Source organism: Pseudomonas sp. URMO17WK12:I11 (assembly GCF_007677725.1).
Classification (GTDB): Bacteria; Pseudomonadota; Gammaproteobacteria; order Pseudomonadales; family Pseudomonadaceae; genus Aquipseudomonas.
Genome location: NZ_VEDF01000008.1, coordinates 239,994 through 264,691 on the forward strand (window position 1 = coordinate 239,994; position 24,698 = coordinate 264,691).

Consider the following 24,698-nt stretch of genomic DNA (forward strand, 5'->3'; position numbering starts at 1 on the left):
CAATCGGCCGCCCCGTCTGGATTGTCCGAACTTCGTGTAGTCTAGCTTTCACAAAGGGTTACAGACGGTGCCTGCGGATGCGTAGGTAATGTAGTAAGTTAGGGCGATGAATATCATGCGAGGCACGGCTGCGTCGTGCGCCGGCCTCAGAGGGTAGCGAATTGAACGACATGGCAAAGAATCTGATCCTCTGGTTGATCATCGCAGCTGTCCTGGTGACGGTGATGAACAACTTCTCCAGCCCTAACGAGCCGCAGACCCTCAACTATTCCGACTTCATCCAGCAGGTCAAGGATGGCAAGGTCGAGCGCGTGACCGTCGACGGCTACATCATCACCGGCAAGCGCGCCGACGGCGACAGCTTCAAGACCGTGCGCCCGGCCATTACCGACAACGGCCTGATCGGCGACCTGGTCGACAACCACGTTACCGTCGAAGGCAAGCAGCCAGAGCAGCAGAGCATCTGGACGCAATTGCTGGTGGCGAGCTTCCCGATCCTGGTGATCATCGCCGTCTTCATGTTCTTCATGCGCCAGATGCAGGGTGGCGCAGGGGGCAAGGGCGGGCCGATGAGCTTCGGCAAGAGCAAGGCTCGCTTGCTGTCCGAAGATCAGGTCAAGACCACCCTGGCTGACGTCGCCGGTTGCGACGAGGCCAAGGAAGAGGTCGGCGAGCTGGTCGAGTTCCTGCGCGATCCGGGCAAGTTCCAGCGCCTGGGTGGGCGCATCCCGCGCGGCGTGCTGATGGTCGGCCCACCGGGTACCGGTAAGACCTTGCTGGCCAAGGCCATCGCCGGTGAAGCTAAAGTGCCGTTCTTCACCATCTCCGGTTCCGACTTCGTCGAGATGTTCGTCGGTGTCGGTGCCAGCCGTGTTCGCGACATGTTCGAGCAGGCCAAGAAGCACGCCCCGTGCATCATCTTCATCGACGAGATCGACGCGGTGGGTCGTCACCGTGGCGCCGGCATGGGCGGCGGTCATGACGAGCGCGAGCAGACCCTCAACCAGTTGCTGGTCGAGATGGACGGCTTCGAAATGAACGACGGCATCATCGTGATCGCCGCCACCAACCGTCCGGACGTGCTCGACCCGGCGCTGCTGCGTCCTGGTCGCTTCGACCGTCAGGTGGTGGTCGGTCTGCCGGATATCCGTGGCCGTGAGCAGATCCTCAAGGTCCACATGCGCAAGGTACCCGTGGGTGACAATGTCAACGCTGCAGTCATCGCCCGTGGTACCCCTGGCTTCTCTGGCGCCGACCTGGCCAACCTGGTCAACGAGGCTTCGCTGTTCGCTGCACGCTCGAACAAGCGCCTGGTCGAAATGAAAGAGTTCGAACTGGCCAAGGACAAGATCATGATGGGCGCCGAGCGCAAGACCATGGTCATGTCCGAGAAAGAAAAGCAGAACACCGCCTACCACGAAGCCGGTCACGCCATCGTCGGCCGTCTGGTGCCGGAGCATGACCCGGTCTACAAGGTCTCGATCATCCCGCGTGGTCGTGCCTTGGGCGTGACCATGTTCCTGCCCGAGGAAGACCGCTACAGCCTGTCCAAGCGCGCATTGATCAGCCAGATCTGCTCGCTGTACGGTGGTCGTATCGCTGAAGAGATGACCTTGGGCTTCGACGGCGTCACCACCGGTGCCTCCAACGACATCATGCGTGCCAGCCAGATCGCGCGGAACATGGTGACCAAGTGGGGCCTGTCCGAGAAGCTCGGCCCGCTGATGTACGCTGAAGAAGAGGGCGAAGTGTTCCTCGGTCGCAGCGCCGGCAGCCAGCACGCCAGCGTTTCTGGCGAGACGGCCAAGCTGATCGACTCCGAAGTGCGCAGCATCATCGACCAGTGCTATGCCACGGCCAAGCAGCTGCTCACCGACAACCGCGACAAGCTCGATGCCATGGCTGATGCCTTGATGAAGTACGAGACCATCGACGCCGAGCAGATCGACGACATCATGGCCGGTCGCACGCCACGCGAGCCACGCGACTGGGATGACGACTCGGCGTCGGGCAATTCCGCGACCCAGGGCGATCGCCCGGAATCGCCGATCGGCGGCCCTGCGGCTCAACACTAAGGGCAGTTATGAGCTCACAGCTGTACCCGACCCGGTTGCCTTGCGGCAACCGGGTTCTTGATTTGTCCCGGACGCACGTCATGGGCATCCTCAACGTCACGCCCGATTCCTTCTCCGATGGCGGTCGCTTCAGCCACATGGATCAGGCCTTGCGCCATGCCGAGGCGATGGTCGCGGCAGGTGCCAGCTTGATCGACATTGGCGGCGAGTCGACCCGGCCGGGTGCGCGCGCGGTCTCGGTGACCGAAGAGCTCGAGCGCGTGGCGCCGATGGTCGAGGCGATCAACCAGCGCCTGGACGTGGTCATTTCAGTCGATACCTCGACTCCAGCCGTGATGCGGGAAGCGGCCCGCCTTGGCGCCGGTCTGATCAACGACGTGCGTGCCCTGGAGCGCGATGGCGCCCTGGATGCGGCCGCCGACACCGGCCTGCCGGTGTGCCTGATGCACATGCGCGGCGAGCCCGGCACCATGCAGGACGACCCGCATTACGACGATGTCAGCGCCGAAGTAACGCGCTATCTTGAACAGCGCATGGCCGCCTGCGCGGCCGCAGGCATTCCTGGCGAACGAGTCATCCTTGATCCAGGTTTCGGTTTCGCCAAGACGCTGGCGCATAACCTGAGCCTGTTCAAACACATGGAAGCGCTCTATCGTTTGCAGCGCCCGCTGCTGGTGGGTGTTTCGCGCAAGAGCATGATCGGCCTGACGCTGGATCGTCCGGTCGGTGAGCGACTGTACGGCAGCCTCGCGCTGGCGGCTCTGGCCATGACCAAGGGGGCCAGTATCCTGCGCGTCCATGATGTGGCCGAGACCGTCGACGTGGTGCGCATGATTGCCGCGGTACAGCACGCCGAATAAAAACATTGGAGTCCCTATGAGCAGAAAATACTTTGGTACCGACGGCATTCGTGGCCGCGTCGGCGAATACCCGATCACCCCGGATTTCATGTTGAAACTGGGTTGGGCGGCCGGCATGGCCTTCCGCAAGCAGGGGCATTGCCGCGTGCTGGTGGGCAAGGACACGCGTATTTCCGGCTACATGTTCGAGTCCGCACTCGAAGCCGGCTTGTCCGCTGCTGGTGCCGACGTCATGCTGCTCGGGCCGATGCCGACTCCGGCGATCGCCTACCTGACGCGTACGTTCCACGCCGAAGCCGGCATCGTCATCAGCGCCTCGCACAACCCCCATGACGATAACGGCATCAAGTTCTTCTCCGGCCAAGGCACCAAGTTGCCCGACGAGGTCGAGCTGATGATCGAAGAGCTGCTCGACCAGCCGATGACCGTGGTCGAGTCCGGCAAGCTGGGCAAGGTCTCGCGCATCAACGACGCCGCCGGCCGTTACATCGAGTTCTGCAAGAGCAGCGTGCCCAGCAGCACCAGTTTCGACGGCCTCAAGCTGGTGGTCGACTGCGCCCACGGCGCCACCTACAAGGTCGCGCCCAGCGTGTTCCGCGAGTTGGGTGCCGATGTCACGGTGCTGCATGCGCAGCCGGACGGACTGAACATCAACGAAGGTTGTGGCTCGACCCATATCGAATCACTGCAGGCCGCAGTGTTGGTCGGCCATGCTGACCTGGGCATTGCCTTCGATGGCGATGGCGACCGGGTGTTGATGGTCGATCACACCGGGGCCATCGTCGATGGTGACGAACTGTTGTACGTCATCGCCCGAGACTTGCAGGAACGCGGCAAGCTGCAGGGTGGGGTTGTCGGTACCCTGATGAGCAACCTGGGCCTGGAGCTGGCGCTCAAGGATCTGGACGTGCCGTTCGTGCGGGCCAAGGTCGGTGACCGCTACGTGATGGCCGAGCTGCTCGAACGCAATTGGCTGCTTGGTGGCGAAAATTCGGGTCACGTGGTGTGCTGCAACCACACCACCACGGGGGATGCGATCATCGCGGCGCTGCAGGTGCTGATGGCGCTCAAGCGCCGCGGGGAAACCCTGGCGCAGGCGCGTCAGGCCTTGCGCAAGTGCCCGCAGGTGTTGATCAATGTGCGCTTCGGCGCCAGCCAGGTCGATCCGCTGGAACATCCTGCGGTCAAGGAAGCCAGCGCCAAGGCCACCGAAGCCATGGCTGGTCGCGGGCGGGTGCTGTTGCGCAAGTCCGGTACCGAGCCGCTGGTGCGGGTCATGGTCGAAGGCGACGATGAAACCCAGGTTCGCGGCCACGCGGAGGCTCTGGCCAAGCTGGTAACGGAAGTTTGTGCCTGAAAGAGGCTTGCCAGCGCAGATCGGGTTGGGTAAGATCTGCGCCCACTTTGACCGACGAGGTAAAGCATGCGTCGCCCCATGGTAGCTGGTAACTGGAAGATGCACGGTACCCGCGCCAGCGTCGCTGAGCTGATCCTGGGCCTGGGCAATTTGTCCGTGCCGAACGGTGTCGAAGTCGCGGTGTTTCCACCGTCGTTGTTCATCCATCAGGTTGTCGATGGCTTGGCCGGCAAAGGAATCACCGTTGGCGCACAGAATTCCGCAGTAAAGCCCGAGCAGGGCGCGCTGACAGGTGAAGTTGCACCGAGTCAGTTGGTTGAAGCGGGTTGCAAGTTGGTGTTGATTGGCCATTCCGAGCGCCGCCAGATCATTGGCGAAAGCGAAGAAGTGTTGAAAGACAAGTTTGCAGCCGCTCAACTTAGTGGTTTAATGCCGGTGCTCTGCGTAGGGGAAACCCTCGAGGAGCGTGAGGCAGGCAAGACGCTCGAAGTTGTAGGGCGTCAACTAAGCAGTATCATCGACGCGTTCGGTGTTAAGGCTTTTGCCAATGCAGTTATCGCCTATGAGCCGGTATGGGCCATTGGCACAGGTTTGACGGCTTCGCCACAACAAGCTCAGGATGTGCATGCTGCCATCCGGGCCCAGTTGGCGGCCGAAGACGCCGAAGTTGCCGCTAACGTGCAGCTTCTCTACGGCGGCAGCGTGAAGGCGGCCAATGCGGCCGAACTGTTCGGCATGCCGGATATCGATGGGGGGCTCATTGGTGGAGCGTCCCTGAACGCAGACGAATTCGGTGCAATTTGTCGCGCCGCAGGAAACTGAACAAATGCTGGAAACAGTTATCGTTGTTTTTCATCTGTTGGCAGCGCTGTCGCTTGTAGTGCTGGTTCTGCTGCAACAGGGTAAAGGTGCGGAAGCAGGTGCATCTTTCGGCGCAGGTGCTTCTAACACTGTGTTCGGGAGTCAAGGTTCTGCAACGTTCCTAAGTAAATTAACTGCAATACTCGCTGCCACTTTCTTTTTGACAGCACTTGGGTTAGGATACTTCGCGAAGCAACAAGCTCACCAGCTGAGCCAAGCGGGTCTTCCAGATCCAGCAGTGCTTGAAGTGCAAGAGCAGAAGAAGCCGGCAGTTAATGATGATGTACCGGTGCTCCAAGAGCAGAAGAGCGAAACCACCCCAACCGGTGATGTACCTCCTCCCGCCGAAGAGCAGAAGTAACGGGTTTCAAGTAGTAGTATTGCCGAGGTGGTGGAATTGGTAGACACGCAACCTTGAGGTGGTTGTGCCCATAGGGTGTAGGGGTTCGAGTCCCCTTCTCGGTACCAATTGAAGCTTGAGAGCCCGCTTTAGCGGGCTTTCTTGCAGGTGAAGGTTTGGGTTTGACCCTCAAGCGGGTTAGGTCTTATACTTTCGCCCCAGCTTTGTCGCGGGGTGGAGCAGCTTGGTAGCTCGTCGGGCTCATAACCCGAAGGTCGTTGGTTCAAATCCAGCCCCCGCAACCAGCTTCAGCGGAGCCCCTTTTCAGGGGCTTTTTGCTAGCCGAACAATTTACGGCGTCGTTGTCCTACGGCGCTTTCAGGGATGGGCGCTTCGCCCATTTTTTATTTGCACAGCATGCACGAGGGGGTTCAGGTGTCGAGCAAGCTAGAACAGTTGCAGGCCTTGTTGGCCCCGGTGGTCGAGGGTCTGGGCTATCAATGCTGGGGGATCGAATACGTTTCCCAGGGTAAGCATTCGGTACTGCGCATCTATATCGACAAGGAAGACGGCATCCTGGTGGACGACTGCGAAGCGGTCAGCCGACAGGCCAGCGCGATCCTCGATGTGGAAGATCCGATCAGCAGCGAATATACCCTTGAGGTTTCCTCTCCAGGCATGGATCGCCCGCTGTTCACGCTGGAACAGTTTGCCTCGCATGCCGGCGAACAAGTGAAGATCAAGCTGCGTTCACCCTTCGAGGGTCGTCGTAACTTCCAGGGTCTCCTCCGCGGTGTGGAGGATCAGGATGTGGTGGTCCAGGTGGACAACCAAGAGTTCCTGCTGCCGATCGACTCGATCGACAAGGCCAATATTATTCCCAGTTTTGACTGAGACGTGCCGGGCCCGGCGGACGATCCGGGCCCAATGGCTTGCGCAAGGCGAGGCGTACGATGAGCAAAGAAGTACTGCTGGTTGTTGAATCGGTATCCAACGAAAAAGGTGTACCGCCCGGCGTCATTTTCGAAGCGCTGGAAGTGGCCCTGGCTACTGCAACCAAAAAACGTTTTGAAGACGAAGTCGACCTGCGTGTGGAAATCAACCGCCACACCGGTAGCTACGAGACGTTCCGTCGCTGGACCGTGGTCGACGAAAACGACCTGGACGACCCGGCGATCGAAACCTGGCTGGACAAGATCAAGGACACTCATCCCGAAGCCAAGATTGGCGACGTGATCGAGGAAAAGATCGAGTCCATCGAATTCGGTCGTATCGCCGCGCAGACTGCCAAGCAGGTCATCGTGCAGAAGGTCCGTGAAGCCGAGCGCGCCCAGGTGGTCGACGCCTACCGCGAACGGGTCAACGAGATCATCTCTGGTACCGTCAAGAAAGTTACCCGCGACAACGTCATCGTTGACCTGGGCAACAACGCCGAGGCCTTGCTGGCTCGCGAAGACATCATCCCACGCGAGACTTTCCGTGTTGGCGTGCGCCTGCGTGCGCTGCTCAAGGAAATCCGCACCGAGAACCGCGGTCCTCAGCTGATCCTGTCGCGCACCGCGCCGCAGATGCTGATCGAACTGTTCCGCATCGAAGTGCCGGAAATCGCCGAAGGCCTCATCGAAGTCATGGCCGCCTCCCGTGATCCGGGTTCGCGTGCCAAGATCGCCGTCCGCTCCAAAGACAAGCGCATCGACCCGCAAGGTGCCTGCATCGGCATGCGCGGTTCGCGCGTGCAAGCTGTCTCCGGCGAGTTGGGCGGTGAGCGTGTGGATATCGTCCTGTGGGACGAGAACCCGGCGCAATTCGTCATCAATGCCATGTCGCCGGCCGAAGTCGCGGCGATCATCGTTGATGAAGATGCCCATGCCATGGACATCGCAGTTGGCGAAGACAACCTGGCGCAAGCCATTGGCCGTGGTGGCCAGAACGTTCGCCTGGCCAGTCAGTTGACCGGCTGGACCCTGAACGTGATGACCGAGAAGGACATCCAGGCCAAGCAACAGGCTGAAACCGGCGATATCCTGCGTAACTTCATCGAGGAACTGGAAGTCGACGAGGAGCTGGCCCAAGTGCTGGTCGACGAAGGCTTCACCAGCCTCGAAGAAATTGCCTACGTACCGTTGGAAGAAATGCTCAACATCGATGGCTTTGACGAAGAAATCGTCAATGAGCTGCGCGCTCGTGCCAAGGACCGTTTGTTGACCAAGGCCATCGCTACCGAAGAAAAACTGGCAGACGCCCATCCGGCCGAAGACCTGCTCTCCCTCGAGGGCATGGACAAGGACCTGGCGGCGGAACTGGCGGTGCGCGGCGTGGTTAACCGCGAAGACCTGGCCGAGCAGTCGATTGACGACCTGCTCGACATCGACGGCATCGACGAAGAGCGTGCCGGCAAGTTGATCATGGCCGCCCGAGCCCACTGGTTCGAGTAATTAGGCGCGGCCTGAGGAGAGAAGTGCATGACGCAAGTCACGGTGAAAGAACTGGCCCAAGAGGTCGAGGCACCGGTAGAGCGCCTGCTGCAGCAGATGCGTGAGGCAGGTCTGCCGCACACCGACGCCGGTCAGGTAGTGACCGACAATGAGAAGCAGACCCTGCTGACTCATTTGAAGAGCAGCCACAAGAGCAAGGCGGAAGAGCCGCGCAAGATTACCTTGCAGCGCAAGACCACCAGCACCCTGCGTGTCGCCGGTAGCAAAAGCATCAGCGTAGAAGTACGCAAGAAGAAAGTCTTCGTGCAGCGCAGCCCTGAAGAAATCCAGGCTGAGCAGAAGCGTGAGCTGGAAGAGCGCCGTGCGGCTGAAAACGCTGCCCGCGACAAGGTCGAGGCCGAAGTTCGCCAGCGCAACGAAGAGCAAGCGCGCCGTCAGGCTGCCGAGGCTCCAGCGGCCCCTGCGCCTGCCGCCAAGCCGGCACCGGCACCTGCCGCTGCCCAGGCTCCGGTAGTTGCCGACGCCCCGGCGTCCGAAGACGCCGCAGCCCGCGCTGCCGAGCGCAAGAAAGACGAGACCCGTCGCAACGAAAGCCGCACCCGTGATGACGACCGTCGTCGTGGCGAAGCCCCTCGTGTGTCGATCAAGGTCAAGGTCAAAGAGAAAGAAAAGGCACCGACCCCACGTGCCGCTCCGCGTACCACCGACGAAGAGAGCGATGGCAATCGTCGTGGTCGTGGTGGCAAGAGCAAGCTGAAGAAGCGTAACCAGCACGGCTTCCAGAACCCGACCGGCCCCGTCATCCGTGACGTGACCATCGGCGAGACCATCACCGTCTCGGAACTGGCCCAGCAGATGTCCGTCAAGGGCGCCGAAGTGGTCAAGTTCATGTTCAAGATGGGCACTCCGGTCACCATCAACCAGGTGCTCGACCAGGAAACCGCGCAGCTGATCGCCGAAGAGCTGGGCCACAAGGTCACCTTGATCAGCGACAGCGCCCTGGAAGACTCCCTGGCCGAATCGCTGAAGTTCGAAGGTCAGACCGAGTCGCGCGCGCCGGTGGTTACCGTCATGGGTCACGTTGACCATGGCAAGACCTCGCTGCTCGACTACATCCGTCGCGCCAAGGTTGCCGCTGGCGAAGCCGGTGGTATCACCCAGCACATCGGTGCCTACCACGTGGAAACCGACCGCGGCATGGTCACCTTCCTCGACACCCCTGGCCACGCTGCGTTTACCCAGATGCGTGCCCGTGGTGCCAAGGCGACCGACATCGTCATCCTGGTGGTGGCGGCGGACGACGGCGTGATGCCGCAAACCCGCGAAGCGGTCCAGCATGCCAAGGCAGCTGGCGTGCCGCTGGTGGTCGCGGTGAACAAGATCGACAAGCCGGGTGCCGACCTCGATCGCATCCGTAACGAACTGGCCGTCGAAGGTGTGACCTCCGAGGACTGGGGTGGCGACACGCCATTCGTCAAGGTTTCGGCGAAGATGGGTACCGGTGTCGACGAGCTGCTCGAAGCGGTGCTGCTGCAGGCCGAGATCCTCGAGCTGACCGCCACTCCGACCGCTCCAGGTCGTGGCGTGGTCGTCGAATCGCGCCTGGACAAGGGCCGTGGCCCAGTGGCGACCATCCTGGTTCAGGACGGTACCCTGCGTCAGGGCGACATGGTGCTGTGCGGCTCCAACTATGGCCGCGTGCGCGCCATGCTCGACGAGAACGGCAAGCCGGTGAAGGAAGCTGGCCCGTCGATCCCGGTCGAGATCCTCGGTCTGGATGGCACGCCGGAAGCCGGTGACGAGCTGTCGGTGGTTGCCGACGAGAAGAAAGCCCGCGAAGTTGCCATGTTCCGTCAAGGCAAGTACCGCGAGGTCAAGCTGGCCCGTGCTCACGCCGGCAAGCTGGAAAACATCTTCGAGACCATGGGTCAGGAAGAGAAGAAGACCCTCAACATCGTCCTCAAGACCGACGTGCGTGGTTCCCTGGAAGCACTGCAGGGTTCGCTGGGCGGTCTGGGCAACGACGAAGTTCAGGTCCGCGTGATCGGTGGCGGCGTCGGTGGTATCACCGAAAGCGACGCCAACCTGGCGCTGGCTTCGAACGCGGTGCTGTTCGGCTTCAACGTGCGTGCCGATGCCGGTGCGCGCAAGATCGTCGAGCAGGAAGGTCTGGATATGCGTTACTACAACGTGATCTACGACATCATCGAAGACGTCAAGAAAGCCCTGACCGGCATGCTCGGCAGCGATGTTCGCGAGAACATCCTGGGCGTCGCCGAAGTGCGTGACGTGTTCCGTTCGCCGAAGTTCGGCGCCATCGCTGGCTGTATGGTCATCGAAGGTACCGTGCACCGCAACCGTCCGATCCGCGTACTGCGCGACGACGTGGTGATCTTCGAAGGCGAGCTGGAGTCGCTGCGTCGCTTCAAGGACGACGCTGCCGAAGTCCGTGCCGGCATGGAGTGCGGTATTGGCGTCAAGAGCTACAACGACGTCAAGGTCGGCGACAAGATCGAAGTCTTCGAGAAAGTCCAGGTTGCTCGTACCCTCTAAGGGTGAGCAGGGCGCCAGCCCCCGCCGCAGGGCGGTGGGCTGCGCCTCGGTAGGTAGCGCCCGGTCAGGCCTCAGCCTGACCGGGCGTTTGCCGCTTTAAGTTACAGGTAGCAAGAATGGCCAAAGAATACAGCCGTACCCAACGCATCGGCGATCAGATGCAGCGTGAGCTGTCGGAACTGATCCGCCGTGAAGTCAAAGACCCGCGCGTCGGCCTGGTGACCATCACCGCGGTCGATGTCAGCCGTGACCTGGGCCATGCCAAGGTGTTCATCACCGTCATGGGCGAGGAAACCCCGGACGCCGTGCAGCAGTCGCTCAAGGCGCTCAACAGTGCCGCCAGCTTCCTGCGCTTGCACCTGGGGCGCTCGATGCAATTGCGCAGCGTGCCGCAACTGCACTTCCACTTCGACGAGAGCGTCAGCCGTGGTGCCCACCTGTCGGCACTGATCGAGCGCGCGGTCGCCGAAGACCGTCTGCACCAGGATTCCAAGCCGGACACCGAGGAGTAAGCGGTGGCCCAGGTCAAACGTATCCGCCGCAATGTCAGCGGCATCATCCTGCTCGACAAGCCGCTGGGGTTCACTTCCAATGCGGCGCTGCAGAAAGTCCGCTGGTTGCTCAATGCCGAGAAGGCCGGCCACACCGGTAGCCTCGACCCCCTGGCCACCGGCGTCCTGCCGCTGTGTTTCGGTGAGGCGACCAAGTTTTCCCAGTACCTGCTCGACTCCGACAAGGGTTACGAGACGGTCATGCAGCTGGGCCAGACCACCACCACCGCGGACGCCGAAGGCGAAGTGCTGCAGACGCGCGAGGTGACCGTTGGTCGCGCCGATATCGAGGCGGTCATTCCGCGTTTTCGCGGTCAAATCCAGCAGGTGCCGCCGATGTACTCGGCACTCAAGCGTGATGGCCAGCCGCTGTACAAGCTGGCGCGTGCAGGAGAGGTAGTGGAGCGCGAGGCGCGTTCTGTTACTATTGGCCGGTTAGAGTTGCTCGAGTGCGAAGGCACCCGTGCGCGACTGTCGGTCGGCTGCAGCAAAGGCACCTATATCCGCACCCTGGTGGAGGATATCGGCGAAGCCCTGGGCTGCGGTGCCTACGTCGCCGAGTTGCGCCGTACCCAGGCTGGGCCTTTCGTCCTGGCCCAGACGGTGACCCTCGAGGAACTCGAACAGGCCCACGCCGACGGTGGTAACGAAGCGCTCGATCGCTTCCTCATGCCCGCGGACAGCGGTTTGCAGGACTGGCCACTGGTGTGCCTGTCCGAGCACAGCGCGTTCTACTGGCTGCACGGCCAGGCAGTGCGTGCACCGGATGCACCGCAGTTCGGCATGGTCCGCGTACAGGATCACAATGCACGCTTCATCGGTATCGGTGAAGTGAGCGAAGACGGGCGCATTGCGCCGCGTCGACTGATTCGGTCGGAATGACCGAAACCACGGGCGAGGGCTTCGGCTCGAGCCGGTGGAACCGAGGGTGGCTGTCAGTAGGCACGGTCACAGCTCATTTTATTAATACAGGGATTTGTCCCTGGCCTATTGGACCTGTCAAAGGGTTCGTTTATCAGGAGAAGCCTCATGGCCCTCAGCGTTGAAGAAAAAGCTCAGATCGTTGCCGATTACCAGCAAGCCGCCGGCGATACCGGTAGCCCGGAAGTGCAGGTTGCTCTGCTGACCGCCAACATCAACAAGCTGCAAGGCCACTTCAAGGCCAACGATAAAGACCACCACTCCCGTCGTGGTCTGATCCGTATGGTCAACCAGCGTCGTAAGCTGCTGGATTACCTGAAGGGTAAAGACACCACTCGTTACAGCGCCCTGATCGGTCGCCTGGGCCTGCGTCGCTAATAGCGGCCTGGTCAGTGGTGTGCATGGCGTGTCGCAAGCTTCGGCTATGCTGCTTCGCAGCATCGTCGTCGGACACGCCACGCGTATCTACGAGGTTGGCAGCCTGGATTCGCTGAGCGGTTTACCGCTCGGCAGCCAGGCTCCCAACCTCGTGTTGTATCTGGACGGTCAATGGGGCCGATTCCCCGTTCTGCCCAAGAATTCGCAAGAAACCAGTTCCCCCAAGAGCCACTGAAAAAGGTAGGAAACCGTGAACCCGGTAATCAAGAAGTTCCAGTTCGGTCAATCGACCGTTACCCTCGAAACGGGCCGCATCGCCCGCCAGGCAACCGGCGCCGTGCTGGTTACCGTCGACAACGACGTCACCGTGCTGGTGACCGTAGTGGGTGCCAAGCAGGCAGATCCAGGCAAGGGCTTCTTCCCGCTGTCGGTCCACTACCAGGAAAAAACCTACGCTGCCGGCAAGATCCCGGGTGGCTTCTTCAAGCGTGAAGGCCGTCCTTCCGAGAAAGAGACGCTGACCTCGCGCCTGATCGATCGTCCGATCCGCCCGCTGTTCCCAGAAGGCTTCATGAACGAAGTGCAGGTCGTCTGCACCGTGGTCTCCACCAGCAAGAAGACCGACCCGGACATCGCGGCGATGATCGGTACCTCGGCTGCCCTGGCGATCTCCGGCATCCCGTTCGAAGGCCCGATCGGCGCCGCCCGCGTGGCCTTCCACGAAAGCACCGGCTACCTGCTGAACCCGACCTACGAGCAACTGGCTGCCTCGAGCCTGGACATGGTCGTCGCCGGTACTTCCGACGCCGTGCTGATGGTTGAATCCGAAGCGCAAGAGCTGACCGAAGACCAGATGCTGGGCGCCGTATTGTTCGCCCACGACGAATTCCAAGCCGTCATCCAGGCCGTCAAAGAGCTGGCCGCCGAAGCGGGCAAGCCGACGTGGGACTGGAAGCCTGCCGTTGCCAACACCGAACTGCTCAACGCCATTCGCGCCGAGTTCGGCGAAGCCGTTTCGCAGGGCTACACCATCACCGTCAAGGCTGACCGCTACGCCCGTCTTGGCGAGCTGCGCGACCAGGCCATCGCCAAGTTCTCCGGCGAAGAAGGCCAGCCTTCGGCTGCCGAGGTCAAAGAGATCTTCGGCGAAATCGAATACCGCACCGTTCGCGAAAACATCGTCAACGGCAAGCCACGTATCGACGGTCGTGACACCAAAACCGTGCGTCCGCTGAGCATCGAAGTCGGCGTTCTGCCCAAGACCCACGGTTCGGCCTTGTTCACCCGCGGCGAAACCCAGGCCCTGGTCGTTGCGACCCTGGGTACTGCACGTGACGCCCAACTGCTCGACACCCTCGAAGGCGAGAAGAAAGACCCGTTCATGCTGCACTACAACTTCCCACCGTTCTCGGTCGGCGAATGTGGTCGCATGGGTGGCGCCGGTCGCCGCGAGATCGGCCACGGCCGTCTGGCCCGTCGTTCGGTACAGGCCATGCTGCCAGCGGCCGATGTGTTCCCGTACACCATTCGCGTGGTGTCGGAGATCACCGAATCCAACGGTTCGAGCTCGATGGCTTCGGTCTGCGGCGCCTCGCTGGCACTGATGGACGCCGGTGTGCCGATGAAGGCACCGGTCGCCGGTATCGCCATGGGCCTGGTCAAGGAAGGTGAGAAGTTCGCCGTTCTGACCGACATCCTCGGTGACGAAGACCACCTGGGCGACATGGACTTCAAGGTTGCCGGTACCGCCAAGGGTGTGACCGCGCTGCAGATGGACATCAAGATCAACGGCATCACCGAAGAGATCATGGAAATCGCCCTGGGCCAGGCCCTGGAAGCGCGCCTGAACATCCTCGGGCAGATGAACCAGATCATCGGCCAGTCGCGTACCGAGCTGTCGGCCAACGCACCGACCATGATCGCGATGAAGATCGACACCGACAAGATCCGTGACGTCATCGGCAAGGGCGGCGCCACCATCCGCGCCATCTGCGAAGAAACCAAGGCGTCGATCGACATCGAAGACGACGGCTCGATCAAGATCTTCGGCGAAACCAAGGACGCCGCTGAAGCTGCCAAGCAGCGCATCCTGGGCATCACCGCCGAAGCCGAGATCGGCAAGATCTACGTGGGCAAGGTCGAGCGTATTGTCGACTTCGGCGCCTTCGTCAACATCCTGCCTGGCAAGGACGGCCTGGTGCACATCTCGATGCTGAGCGACGCGCGTGTCGAGAAAGTCACCGACGTGCTCAAAGAAGGTCAGGAAGTCGAAGTGCTGGTACTGGACGTGGACAACCGCGGTCGTATCAAACTGTCGATCAAGGACGTAGCTGCCGCCAAGGCCTCGGGCGTGTAAGCGACCGAACTGCGACAGTAAAGAAGGGCTCCTGCGGGAGCCCTTTTTTTATGCCTGCATCGGAACCTTTTGCGGACTTGCATCTTGCATGCAGGTTTCAGCTGCCAATTGCAAAATGCACGATGACGCCATCGTCTTGATATGCGTAAGTCATTGATTTAAAAGGAAACAAGCGAAGCGGAAAAGCTGGCACAGCACCTGCAATATCTCTTGTATCTGACGCCAGGGCATCCGGCGCAGACCTTTCGAATAAACAGGAGTGACCCAAATGAAGATGTTCGCCATTGCTGCCGCTACTGCTACCGCTCTGACCCTGACCATGGCTAACGGCGCTTTCGCCGCTGAAGCTACCCAAGCTCCAGTGATGCTGGCCGCCAACACCGTGGACAACGCCAAGCAGGAAGGTTCTGACACCTGGATCACCACCAAGGTGAAAGCTGACCTGATGACTGAAAAAGGCGTTCCAGGCAGCGACATCAAAGTAGAAACCAGCCACGGCGTTGTGTCGCTGTCTTCTGACGTAAAAGTCACCGAGTCGCAAAAAACTGAAGCTGTGCGCATCACCAAGAACATCAAAGGCGTCAAGAGCGTAATGGCTGACGGCCTGAAAGCCGAATAAGGATTGTCCCGTCGGCCAAACGGATTTGGCTACTTGCATCGAAGAACCCCGGCAATCGCCGGGGTTTTTCTATTTAAGTCGCTGCTTACTCAGCATCCAGATGCATCGGGGTGATCACCCGACCATCAGGCTCGGCCTGGCCCAGATGGGTGTCGATGAAGTACACCCGGTCGTCTTCCAGCTTGCCCTTGTCGACCAGATAGTCCTTGATGCTGCTGGCCCGATCCTGGCCGAGCGTGCGCAGCAGCGCGGTGCTTTCAGCCCAGGACTTGAGCACGGCCTCGCGCAAGCGCGTGGTGCGTGCATCGCGGTCCAGTTGTTCCCACTCAGCGGGCGGTTGCTGCTTGAGGCGAGTGCGGTAGATGCCTTCGAGCATCGCCGGCTTGTCGCTGTCATCGACGACCAGCAGTGAAGCATTGGCCGGCACCTTGTCACCGCGACGCTGCAGGATCTTGTACCAGATCGCCTGATACTCGCGTTCAAGCCGTTGCTCGGCGATCAGCGGGCCGTCACTGCTCTGTGCGCTGGTCCCTTCGATCTCCAGGCGCAATTGCGGGCGCTCCTTGAGCGCTGCGCCAAGCTTGTCCAGGGCCGCCTGCGCCTCGGCACTGAGGTCGCTGGAGCCGGGCGCGAACGCTACCGTGCCGAGGTCTTGCGAACCACCCCCGGCAATCAGGCCACCGATGAACTTGAACGGTGCCTGAGCGGCGCGCAGCACCAGGTTGCGCAGGGTTTGCCAAACGATCGGCATGACGCTGAACTGCGGGTTGTTGAGGTCGCCGCTTACCGGCAGCTCGATGGAAATCTTGCCTTGCGTGTCCTTGAGCAGGGCGACTGCCAGGCGCACCGGCAGGTCCACCGCATCGGGGCTGTCGACCTTCTCGCCCAACTGCAGCTGCTCGATCACCACTTTGTTTTCGGCCTTGAGTTGGCCGTTGCTGATCAGGTAGTGCAGGTCGAGGTTGAGCCGGCCCTTGCGAATGCGATAACCGGCGAACTTGCCCGAGTAGGGCGTCAGGGTGGTGAGCTCGACGCGCTTGAAACTGGTGGCGATATCCAGGCTGGCCAGGGGGTTGAACGGATTGAGCGCGCCTTTGATGGTTACCGGCGCGTAACGGTCGACCTTGCCTTTGACATCGACCTTGGCCGGCGCTGCCTGGCGATTGTCGATGGTGCCGATCTGGCCGTTGAGCTGCTGTACGGCGGTGGCGAAGTTCGGCGTCAGGGTCAGGTCGGCGAAATTGGCCGAGCCGTCATTGATGGCAATCTGGCCGATGCGAATGCCCAATGGCTTGCTCGCGGCAGCGGTGCGCGATTGAGCAGGGCTGCTGGCCGGCGCTTCGGGCGCTTGCGCAATCAGCAAGTCGTCGACGCTGGTGCTGCGGTCCTCGTTGATGATGAAGCGGGCGTAGGGCTGCAGCAACGTCACCTTGTCGATCGACAGGGCATCGCCGTGTACATAAGACAGACCGTCGAGGCTGACCTGCTGCCATTTGACGAAATCGCGGCCCTTGATGGTGTCCAGCGTGTGCAGCTGATTGACCTGGGCCTTGCCGGCTACGGTGAAGGCGAGCGGGCTGGTATTGCTCAGGTTGACCTGCAGGTCGCTGGCGAGCATGCCGCTGCGCAGTTCAAGGCGAATGTATGGGCTGAGGTAGGCCTGGGCAATCCGCAGGTCGACGTCGCGTGTGCTGACAGCGAGCTGGGCGGTCACCGGCGCCAGGTTGACTTGCCCGGCTGCCTGCAGCGTGCCCTGGCGTCCGACGCCGGTGTCGAGCTTGACGGTGAAGGGCGACTTGTTGAGGCTGTCGTAGCCTTGCATGTCGACATTCAGCGGGCCGATGTCCAGCGCCACCGGCTCTTGCTGGCTGCGGTCGGCGAGGTGGACCTGGTAGTTGCGCAGTTGCACATCCTTGAGCAACACCTGCCATGGCTTGCTTGGCTGGCTAGCTGCCTGTTCTTCGGCGCTCGGCGCGGCGGTGGCCGGCGCGGCTTTCTCCTTGGCGCTGGCTTTGCTCGGCTGGCTGGCGAACAGCTTCTGCCAGTCGAGCTGGCCGTCGGCTTCCAAGGCCGCCCAGGTTTCCAGTTTTTCGCTGCGTACCTTGCCGACGGTGACCTGTTGCCTGGCGAGGTCGAGCGTGGTGTCGCTGACCTGCAAACTGGCCAGGCGCGCCAATTGCCGCCCGTCAGGCGCCTTGATGGCGAACGGTGCGACCTTCACCGAGGCCTGTTCGAGGCGCAGCTCGGTCTGTTTCGACAGATTCAGGCTGTAGTGGGTATCGAGGTTGATCAGCCCGTCTTCGAGCACCAGCGGCACGGCGTCGCGCACGTAGGGCCAGAACAGCTTCATCTTGGCGTCGGTGATCTTCAAGGTGCCTTGCGAGGCGATCGGCGTCAGGCTCAGCGTACCGCTCCAGTCGACTCGGCCACCGTTCGGGCTCAAGGCGACCAGGGTCATGTCGGCGTTGTCGTCGGGCAGCGTGCTGAGGTTCTTGAGCTCCAGATTCATGTCATCGTAAAGGAACTCGATCGGCTCACTCGGGCGCAGGTCTGCGAAGCGCAGGTAGCCGCCGGCCAGCTTGATGCTGCCAATGCGTAGCGGGAATGGGTCGCTGGCGGGCTCGTCGGCTTTGGCCTGGCTGGGCGGCAGCTTGAACAGCTGGCTCAGGTTGAGCTTGCCGTCCTTGGCGAACAGTACCTCGGTGCGTGGTTTTTCCAGCTCGACGGCCTGCAGGTGCAGAGCGCCGCTCCACAGGCTGTCGAGCGCCAGGTTGGCGTAGAGGCGTTCAAAGCCAAGCTGTTCCTTGCCGGGCTCACCGACCTGCAGGCCCCACAGGGTCAGCTCGAGGCTGAACGGGTTGAACTCGATACGCTGCAAGTGCGCAGGCAGGCTGGCGTACTGCGCCAGTTGCTGGTTGGCGACACGCAGGGCGATACCCGGAACGATGAGAAAGCCCAACAGGCTGTAGAGGGCTACCAGAGTCAACAAGGCGCCCAGGGCGCGGGTCAATCCTTTGTACATGTGTCGCTTCGTCTGTCGGAGCAGGGGTGGTTGGAGTATGGCAGGTTAAATCGGTTCCGCTGCGCTGGGCACTTTACCCTCACTCGATGCCCATTCTGCGTTTGGCGCGGTGCGCCGAGCCATCGCGCATCGCCCAGCGCAGGATCGGCGCGGTGCGTTGTAGGCCAAGGCGGATCATGCGTTGCTGCAGCGGGCCCTGATGCAGCCCGAGCATGCGCCTGGCCCAGTCCGGCAACAGGTCGACGCCGGCCTGCAGCATCAACTTGCCCACCGGCTGCGCCAACCTGCTGGGGGCCGGCGCGTCGAGCAATATCCCCACCACTTCGAGGCTGCGTGCGCTGCACTGCAGCTGGCCACGCATGCGTTGCAGGTAAGCCTCGACCTGCTGGCAGGAACGCGGCACGTCGGCGGCGCCCAGGCGCTCGGCGATCAGGGCGATCTCGGCATAGTAGGCGTCCTGATCGGCTACCGGCAGGTGTGGATTGCAGTAACGCAGGTGGGCGGCGAGGAAGCTGCTGACCTCGGCCACGTGCACCCAGGTCAGCAATTGCGGGTCGCTGGCCGCGTAGGCGCGCCCGTCGGGCGCCGTGCCAGTGACTTGCAGGTGAATGGTACGCACTTTGTCGATCAGCCATTCGGCATCGCGGGTCGCGCCGAAGGTGGTGCCGGAAATGAACTGGCTGGTGCGGCGCAGGCGGCCAAGCAGGTCTTCGCGGAAATTGGAGTGGTCCCAGACCCCGGCCAGGGCCAGGGGGTGCAGCAGTTGCAGCATCAGGGCGCTGATGCCGCCGACCAGCATGCTCGGAAAATCGCCATGCACCTGCCAGCTGACGCTGTGCGGGCCGAACAGCCCAGGGTCGCCTTTGGGCGATTCCAGATCCAGTTGCCCTAGCGCAAGCCCGGTAAGGCTCATGACTTGGGTTTCGATGCGACGGCGTAAAGCTTCCATGGCCACCTACGGCTGTAGGCGGCCATGCAAACGGGCCGCCGGTTATCGATTGAGGCGCGTGTCGATCAGGCCCTGCACCACGCTCGGGTCGGCCAGGGTCGAGGTATCGCCCAGGTTTTCCAGTTCGTTGCAGGCAATCTTGCGCAGTATACGCCGCATGATCTTGCCCGAGCGGGTCTTGGGCAGGGCCGGTGCCCACTGGATCAGCTCCGGCTTGGCGAAGCTGCCGATCTCCTTGCTGACCAAGGCCAGCAATTGCGCCTTGAGTGTCTCGTCGGGGGTGACGTCATTCATGGTGGTGACGAAGGCATACACGCCTTGTCCTTTGAGGTCATGGGGGTAGCCGACCACGGCCGCCTCGGCGACGCTGTCATGCAGCACCAGCGCGCTCTCCACCTCGGCGGTGCCGATGCGGTGGCCGGAGACATTGAGCACGTCATCGATGCGGCCGGTGATCCAGTAGTCGCCATCGGCATCGCGGCGGGCGCCGTCGCCGGTGAAGTAATAACCGGGCATGGGCTTGAAGTAGGTATCGACCATGCGCTGGTGATCACCGTAGACGCTGCGAATCTGCCCTGGCCAACTGGCCTTGATCGCCAGCAGGCCAGCGCCCGGGCCGTCGATCACCTTGCCTTGCTCGTCAAGCAGTACTGGCTGCACACCGAACATCGGCTGAGTGGCGCAGCCTGGCTTGAGCGTCTGCGATCCCGGCAGTGGCGTCAGCATGATGCCGCCGGTCTCGGTCTGCCACCAGGTATCGACGATTGGGCAACGCTGTTGCCCGACCTCATTGAAGTACCATTCCCAGGCCTCCGGGTTGATCGGTTCACCAACACTGCCGAGCAGGCGCAGGCTGGCCCGCGAGGTGCCTTGCAGAGGCGCCGAACCTTCACGCATCAAGGCCCGCAACGCCGTGGGCGCGGTATAGAAGACATTCACCTGATGCTTGTCCACCACCTGCCAGAACCGTGAGCTGTCGGGATAATTGGGCACCCCTTCGAACATCAGCGAAATCGCTCCATTGGCCAGCGGCCCATAGACGATGTAGCTGTGACCGGTGACCCAGCCAACGTCGGCGGTGCACCAGAACACCTCACCCTCGCGGTAGTCGAATACCACGTCGAAGGTCATTGCGGCTTGCAGCAGGTAGCCGGCGGTGCTGTGCAACACACCCTTGGGTTTGCCGGTGCTGCCCGAGGTGTAGAGGATGAACAGCGGATCCTCGGCGTGCATCGGCTCGACCGGGCACTCGTCACCGGCCTGTTCGGTGGCTTGTGCGTAGCAGAGGTCGCGCCCTTCGCTCCAGACTACCTCGGCGCCGGTGCGGCGCACCACGAATACGCTGCTGACCGCAGGACAACTGGCCAGGGCCTTGTCGACGTTGTGCTTGAGGGGTATGCGTTTGCCGCCGCGCACGCCCTCGTCGGCTGTGATCACCGTGCGGCAGTCGGCGTCGAGGATACGGTCACGCAGGGCGTCCGGCGAAAAGCCGCCGAACACCACCGAATGAATGGCGCCGATACGCGTGCAGGCGAGCATGGCGTAGGCGGCCTCGGGAATCATCGGCATGTAGATGCACACCCGGTCGCCTTTTCTCACCCCACGCGCCTTGAGTGCGTTGGCCAGGCGGCAGACCTGACGGTGCAGTTCTCGGTAGCTGATGGCGCTCGAGTCCTTGGGGTCGTCGCCTTCCCAGAGCAGGGCAGTCTGCTCGCCGCGCTGGGCCAGGTGGCGGTCGATGCAGTTGTAGCTGACGTTCAGCTGGCCACCGTCGAACCAACGCGCCTCGCCGGTGCTGAGGTCGCTGCGCTGTACGGTGGACCAGGGGGTGATCCAGTCCAGGCGTTTGGCCTGCTCGGCCCAGAAGGCATCCGGGTCGTCGATCGACTTGCGGTAGAGGCGCTGATAATCGTCGGCGCTCAAGGCGGCGGACTGGCTGACGGCCAGGGCCTGGGGATACTGTCGGATATCGAACATGGCGGTGGTCCTGCTCGGGTCGGAGGGACTGCAACGGCTATTCGGTGGACAGTGTAGCTGGCAGGGCTGTTCAACCTGGGCCGGCGTCACCGCAGTCGCTTGTGCGATGACGCCGTCCCCGGCGGCGCGATCAACCGCGGTGGCGACCGCGGAAGTAGTTGATCAGGCCTTGGGTGGAGCCATCTTCGGCGCTGTCTTCCTGGCTGCCGACAAGGCGCTGGTAGACACCTTTGCCCAGTTCCTTGCCCAGCTCCACGCCCCATTGGTCGAAGGCATTGATGCCCCAGACCACGCTCTGCACGAACACCTTGTGCTCGTACATCGCCACCAGCGCGCCCAGACGCCGGGGGCTGATCCGTTCGACCACCAGGGTGTTGCTCGGGCGGTTGCCCGGGATCACCTTGTGTGGCGCCAGCTTGGCGACGTCCGCCTCGCTCAGGCCTTTCTCGCGCAGCTCTGCTTCGGCTTCTGCACGGGTCTTGCCCAGCATTAGTGCCTGGCTCTGCGACAGGCAGTTGGCATACAGCCACTGATGGTGGTCTGCCACCGGATTGAAGCTCACCACCGGCACGATGAAGTCAGCTGGAATCAGCTGGGTGCCTTGGTGCAGCAGCTGATGATAAGCGTGCTGGCCGTTGCAGCCGACGCCGCCCCAGATCACCGGGCCGGTATCGGTCTTGACCGGGGTGCCGTCCTGCAGAACGCTCTTGCCGTTGGACTCCATGTCCAGCTGCTGCAAGTGCTTGGTGATGTTGCGCAGGTAGTGGTCGTAGGGCAGGATCGCATGGCTGCTGGCGCCCCAGAAGTTGCCATACCACACGCCTAGCAAGGCCAGCAGCACCGGCATGTTCTGCTCGAACGGCGCGCTCTGGAAGTGCTGGTCCATGGTGTAGGCGCCAGAGAGCAGCTCCTTGAAGTTGGCGGTGCCGATGGCCAGGGCGATCGGCAAACCGATGGCCGACCACAGCGAGTAGCGCCCACCTACCCAGTCCCACATCGGGAAGATGTTTTCTTCACGAATACCGAAGGCCACGGCCGCCGCCTTGTTGCTCGATACCGCGATGAAGTGGCGGTACAGCTCGGCCTCCGAGCCGCCCTGGGCCAGGTACCAGGTACGCGCGGCCATGGCGTTCTTCAGGGTCTCGAGGGTGTTGAACGACTTCGACGAGACGATGAACAGGGTGGTTTCGGCGCGCAATTTGGCCGATAGCTCATGGAATTCACTGCCGTCGATATTGGCCAGGTAATGGCAGCGCACGCCACGCTGGGCGTAGGGCATCAGGGCCTCGGAGACCAGCTCGGGGCCGAGGAACGAGCCGCCGATGCCGATGTTGACCACGTCGGTGATTGGCTTTTCGCTGTAGCCGCGCCACAGGCCATCGTGAATACGACCGACCAGCTCGGTGATCTGGTTCAGCACCTTGTGCACTTCAGGCATCACGTTGACACCGTTGACGCTGAGCTTGTCACCCACCGGGCGGCGCAGCGCGGTGTGCAGCACCGGGCGGCCTTCGGAGGCGTTGATGATCTCGCCGCTGAACATCGCCTTGATCGCATCGCTCAGGCCGACTTGTTCGGCGAGCTCGACCAGCAGCGTGCGGGTTTCGTCCGTGATCAGGTTCTTCGAGTAATCGAGGAACAGGCCGCAGCTGCTCAGGGAAAACTGATCGAAGCGTTTGCCGTTTTCGGCAAAGGCTTCACGCATGCTGAAGCCTTGCATGGCGTCGCGGTGTTTCTGCAGGGCCTGCCAAGCGGGCAGGGCCGTCACATCGTGGGGTGTACGGTAATACGCCATTGCACGAAATTCCTTGCTGTAGCGCAGCGACAACAGCTGCGTGATCTGCCTTCGACTCGGCAGGTTTTGCCAGGTTCAGGCGGCGATCATTATAGGCATAGCCGGGCTGCAGGGAATGGGCCTGGCGGCGGATTTTGCAGCGTTGGTCCGGGCTGGCTCAGGCGAGCCACTGGCCGCGCGCCTGCAAGCGCCAGGCGACCCAGCCCAAGGTCACTGCACGCACTGCCATGAAGCCCAGAAACGCCAGCCACAGGCCGTGATTGCCCAGGCCACCGAGCAGCGCCGCCACCGGCAGCGCGAGCAACACCGAAACCAGCATGGCGTTACGCATCTCGCGGGCGCGGGTGGCGCCGATGAACAGGCCGTCGAGCAGGTAACTCCACACCGCGATCAGCGGCAGCACGGCCAGGTAGGGCAGGTAGGGATAGGCCGCCGCGCGCACGCTCGGGATATCGGTCTGCAGGTCGATGAACAGGTGGCCGCCCGCCAGGAACAGGCCGGCGAATACGACGCTGGTGATCAGCGACCAACCGCTGGCCACCACCAGCGCACGGCGCAAGGTGGTGCCATCGCGGGCACCGATGGCATGCCCGCACAGGGCTTCCACGGCATGGGCCAAGCCATCCAGCGCGTAAGCGGTCAGCAGCAGGCCGTTGAGCAACAGCGCGTTGGCCGCGACCGTCGCCTCACCCAAGCGCGCGCCTTGCACGGTGATCAGCAGAAACACCAGTTGCAGCGCCAGGCTGCGCAGAAAGATGTCCCGATTCACCGCCAGCAACGGACGCCAGGCCTGCCAGCGCCGCAGCGCCGGCCAGGCCATGCGCCCTGGATAGGCGCGCAGGGCCGGACGGGTCAGGGCCAGGCCCAGCAGCGCTGCGCTCCATTCGGCGATCACCGAGGCCCGCGCCGAACCCAGCACGCCCCAGTCCAGGCCCACGACGAACCACAGATTCAGGACGATATTGAGCAGGTTGGTGGTCAACAGAATCGCCAACGGTGCCCGCGCGTTCTGGGTGCCGAGGAACCAGCCGACCAGCGCGTAGCTGGCCAACGCGGCGGGCAGGCCGAGCAGGCGGGTATGGAAGAAATCTTCAGTGGCTTGCTGCAGTGCCGCGCTCGGCTGCATCGCATGCAGGGCCAGCTGGCTGAAGGGCACGGCCAGCGCGCCGATCAGCAACGCAAAGGCCACTGCCAGCAGCAGGCCTTGCAGCAGCACCTGGCGCAGCGCGGCGCCGTCGGCCCGCCCGGCGGCCTGGGCGGCGAAGCCGGTGGAACCCATGCGCAGAAAGCCCATCAGCCCGACCATGAAGGTGAACAAGGTAGCGCCCACGGCCACCGCGCCCAGTTGGTGGGCATGGGGCAGGTGGCCGATCACGGTGCTGTCGACCAGGGCCACCAGTGGCACCGATACATTGGAAAGGATCATCGGCGCGGCCAGCGCCCAGACCTTGCGGTGGGTCGGCCGGTGCTGCCAGTCGGTGGACAGTTGCGACATTCAAATACCTGGATCGGGAGGGCCGCGTGGCATCCGCGCTGATCGATTGCGCGGCATTGTAGCGCCAAGGCAGGCAGAGCGCGCCACCGCGGCCTGAAGCACGCAACGGCGCAAGTACTGCCAGCGCCGTTGCGCTATAGTTGCTGCCCTCACG

General features: G+C 62.4%; 18 protein-coding genes and 2 tRNA genes. 15 read left to right on the forward strand and 5 right to left on the reverse strand.

What is annotated here, in order from left to right:
- Positions 1–170: 170 nt before the first annotated feature.
- The 15 genes from ftsH (at position 171) to FS665_RS17000 (ending at position 15,306) form a co-directional block, all read left to right on the forward strand.
- Positions 171–2,075, forward strand: a complete 1,905-nt coding sequence (gene ftsH / locus FS665_RS16925) for an ATP-dependent zinc metalloprotease FtsH (RefSeq protein WP_145190749.1) — start codon at positions 171–173, stop codon at positions 2,073–2,075.
- Positions 2,076–2,083: 8 nt separating this feature from the next.
- On the forward strand, positions 2,084–2,935 hold the full coding sequence (folP, locus tag FS665_RS16930; protein WP_145190752.1) for a dihydropteroate synthase: 852 nt from the start codon (positions 2,084–2,086) through the stop codon (positions 2,933–2,935).
- Positions 2,936–2,951: 16 nt separating this feature from the next.
- Entirely contained in the window at positions 2,952–4,292 is a 1,341-nt protein-coding gene (gene glmM, locus FS665_RS16935; RefSeq protein ID WP_145190755.1) for a phosphoglucosamine mutase, read from the forward strand.
- Positions 4,293–4,358: 66 nt separating this feature from the next.
- Positions 4,359–5,114 carry a triose-phosphate isomerase gene (tpiA, locus tag FS665_RS16940; RefSeq protein ID WP_145190758.1) on the forward strand — a complete coding sequence of 252 codons (756 nt, stop codon included), beginning with the start codon at positions 4,359–4,361 and terminating at the stop codon, positions 5,112–5,114.
- Between the two features lie 4 nt (positions 5,115–5,118).
- Positions 5,119–5,514, forward strand: coding sequence for a preprotein translocase subunit SecG (gene secG, locus FS665_RS16945; protein ID WP_145190761.1), 396 nt, complete (start codon positions 5,119–5,121; stop codon positions 5,512–5,514).
- Positions 5,515–5,535: 21 nt separating this feature from the next.
- Positions 5,536–5,621, forward strand: a tRNA-Leu gene (locus FS665_RS16950).
- A gap of 100 nt (positions 5,622–5,721) precedes the next feature.
- Positions 5,722–5,798: transfer RNA gene (locus FS665_RS16955), tRNA-Met, on the forward strand.
- Positions 5,799–5,928: 130 nt separating this feature from the next.
- Positions 5,929–6,387, forward strand: a complete 459-nt coding sequence (rimP, locus tag FS665_RS16960) for a ribosome maturation factor RimP (protein ID WP_033696040.1) — start codon at positions 5,929–5,931, stop codon at positions 6,385–6,387.
- A gap of 59 nt (positions 6,388–6,446) precedes the next feature.
- Entirely contained in the window at positions 6,447–7,928 is a 1,482-nt protein-coding gene (gene nusA, locus FS665_RS16965) for a transcription termination factor NusA (protein WP_145190764.1), read from the forward strand.
- 27 nt (positions 7,929–7,955) lie between these two features.
- A complete protein-coding gene (gene infB / locus FS665_RS16970; RefSeq protein ID WP_145190767.1) occupies positions 7,956–10,481 on the forward strand; it encodes a translation initiation factor IF-2 in 2,526 nt (841 codons plus the stop codon).
- A 116-nt stretch (positions 10,482–10,597) separates the two neighbouring features.
- Complete coding sequence (gene rbfA, locus FS665_RS16975; RefSeq protein ID WP_145190769.1) at positions 10,598–10,993, forward strand: 30S ribosome-binding factor RbfA; 396 nt, start codon at positions 10,598–10,600, stop codon at positions 10,991–10,993.
- A 3-nt stretch (positions 10,994–10,996) separates the two neighbouring features.
- Positions 10,997–11,914 (forward strand): tRNA pseudouridine(55) synthase TruB, encoded by a 918-nt coding sequence (gene truB / locus FS665_RS16980; RefSeq protein WP_145190772.1) that lies wholly within the window; start codon positions 10,997–10,999, stop codon positions 11,912–11,914.
- A 147-nt stretch (positions 11,915–12,061) separates the two neighbouring features.
- Positions 12,062–12,331 carry a 30S ribosomal protein S15 gene (gene rpsO, locus FS665_RS16985; protein WP_016391796.1) on the forward strand — a complete coding sequence of 90 codons (270 nt, stop codon included), beginning with the start codon at positions 12,062–12,064 and terminating at the stop codon, positions 12,329–12,331.
- Between the two features lie 250 nt (positions 12,332–12,581).
- Complete coding sequence (gene pnp, locus FS665_RS16995) at positions 12,582–14,687, forward strand: polyribonucleotide nucleotidyltransferase (protein WP_145190775.1); 2,106 nt, start codon at positions 12,582–12,584, stop codon at positions 14,685–14,687.
- A gap of 268 nt (positions 14,688–14,955) precedes the next feature.
- Positions 14,956–15,306: a BON domain-containing protein gene (locus FS665_RS17000; protein ID WP_145190778.1), complete on the forward strand. Its 351-nt coding sequence runs from the start codon at positions 14,956–14,958 to the stop codon at positions 15,304–15,306.
- Positions 15,307–15,391: 85 nt separating this feature from the next.
- Here the strand turns inward: FS665_RS17000 and FS665_RS17005 are convergent, their stop codons facing one another.
- The 5 genes from FS665_RS17005 to FS665_RS17025 all read right to left on the reverse strand — a co-directional run bounded on the left by FS665_RS17005 (position 15,392) and on the right by FS665_RS17025 (position 24,544).
- Complete coding sequence (locus FS665_RS17005; RefSeq protein WP_145190781.1) at positions 15,392–18,328, reverse strand: DUF748 domain-containing protein; 2,937 nt, start codon at positions 18,326–18,328, stop codon at positions 15,392–15,394.
- Positions 18,329–18,407: 79 nt separating this feature from the next.
- On the reverse strand, positions 18,408–19,277 hold the full coding sequence (locus FS665_RS17010; RefSeq protein ID WP_145190784.1) for an oxygenase MpaB family protein: 870 nt from the start codon (positions 19,275–19,277) through the stop codon (positions 18,408–18,410).
- Positions 19,278–19,319: 42 nt separating this feature from the next.
- Positions 19,320–21,254 carry an acetate--CoA ligase gene (gene acs / locus FS665_RS17015; RefSeq protein WP_145190787.1) on the reverse strand — a complete coding sequence of 645 codons (1,935 nt, stop codon included), beginning with the start codon at positions 21,252–21,254 and terminating at the stop codon, positions 19,320–19,322.
- A gap of 130 nt (positions 21,255–21,384) precedes the next feature.
- A complete protein-coding gene (gene pgi / locus FS665_RS17020; protein ID WP_145190790.1) occupies positions 21,385–23,049 on the reverse strand; it encodes a glucose-6-phosphate isomerase in 1,665 nt (554 codons plus the stop codon).
- Between the two features lie 157 nt (positions 23,050–23,206).
- Entirely contained in the window at positions 23,207–24,544 is a 1,338-nt protein-coding gene (locus FS665_RS17025) for an MATE family efflux transporter (protein ID WP_145190792.1), read from the reverse strand.
- Between the last annotated feature and the right edge of the window lie 154 nt (positions 24,545–24,698).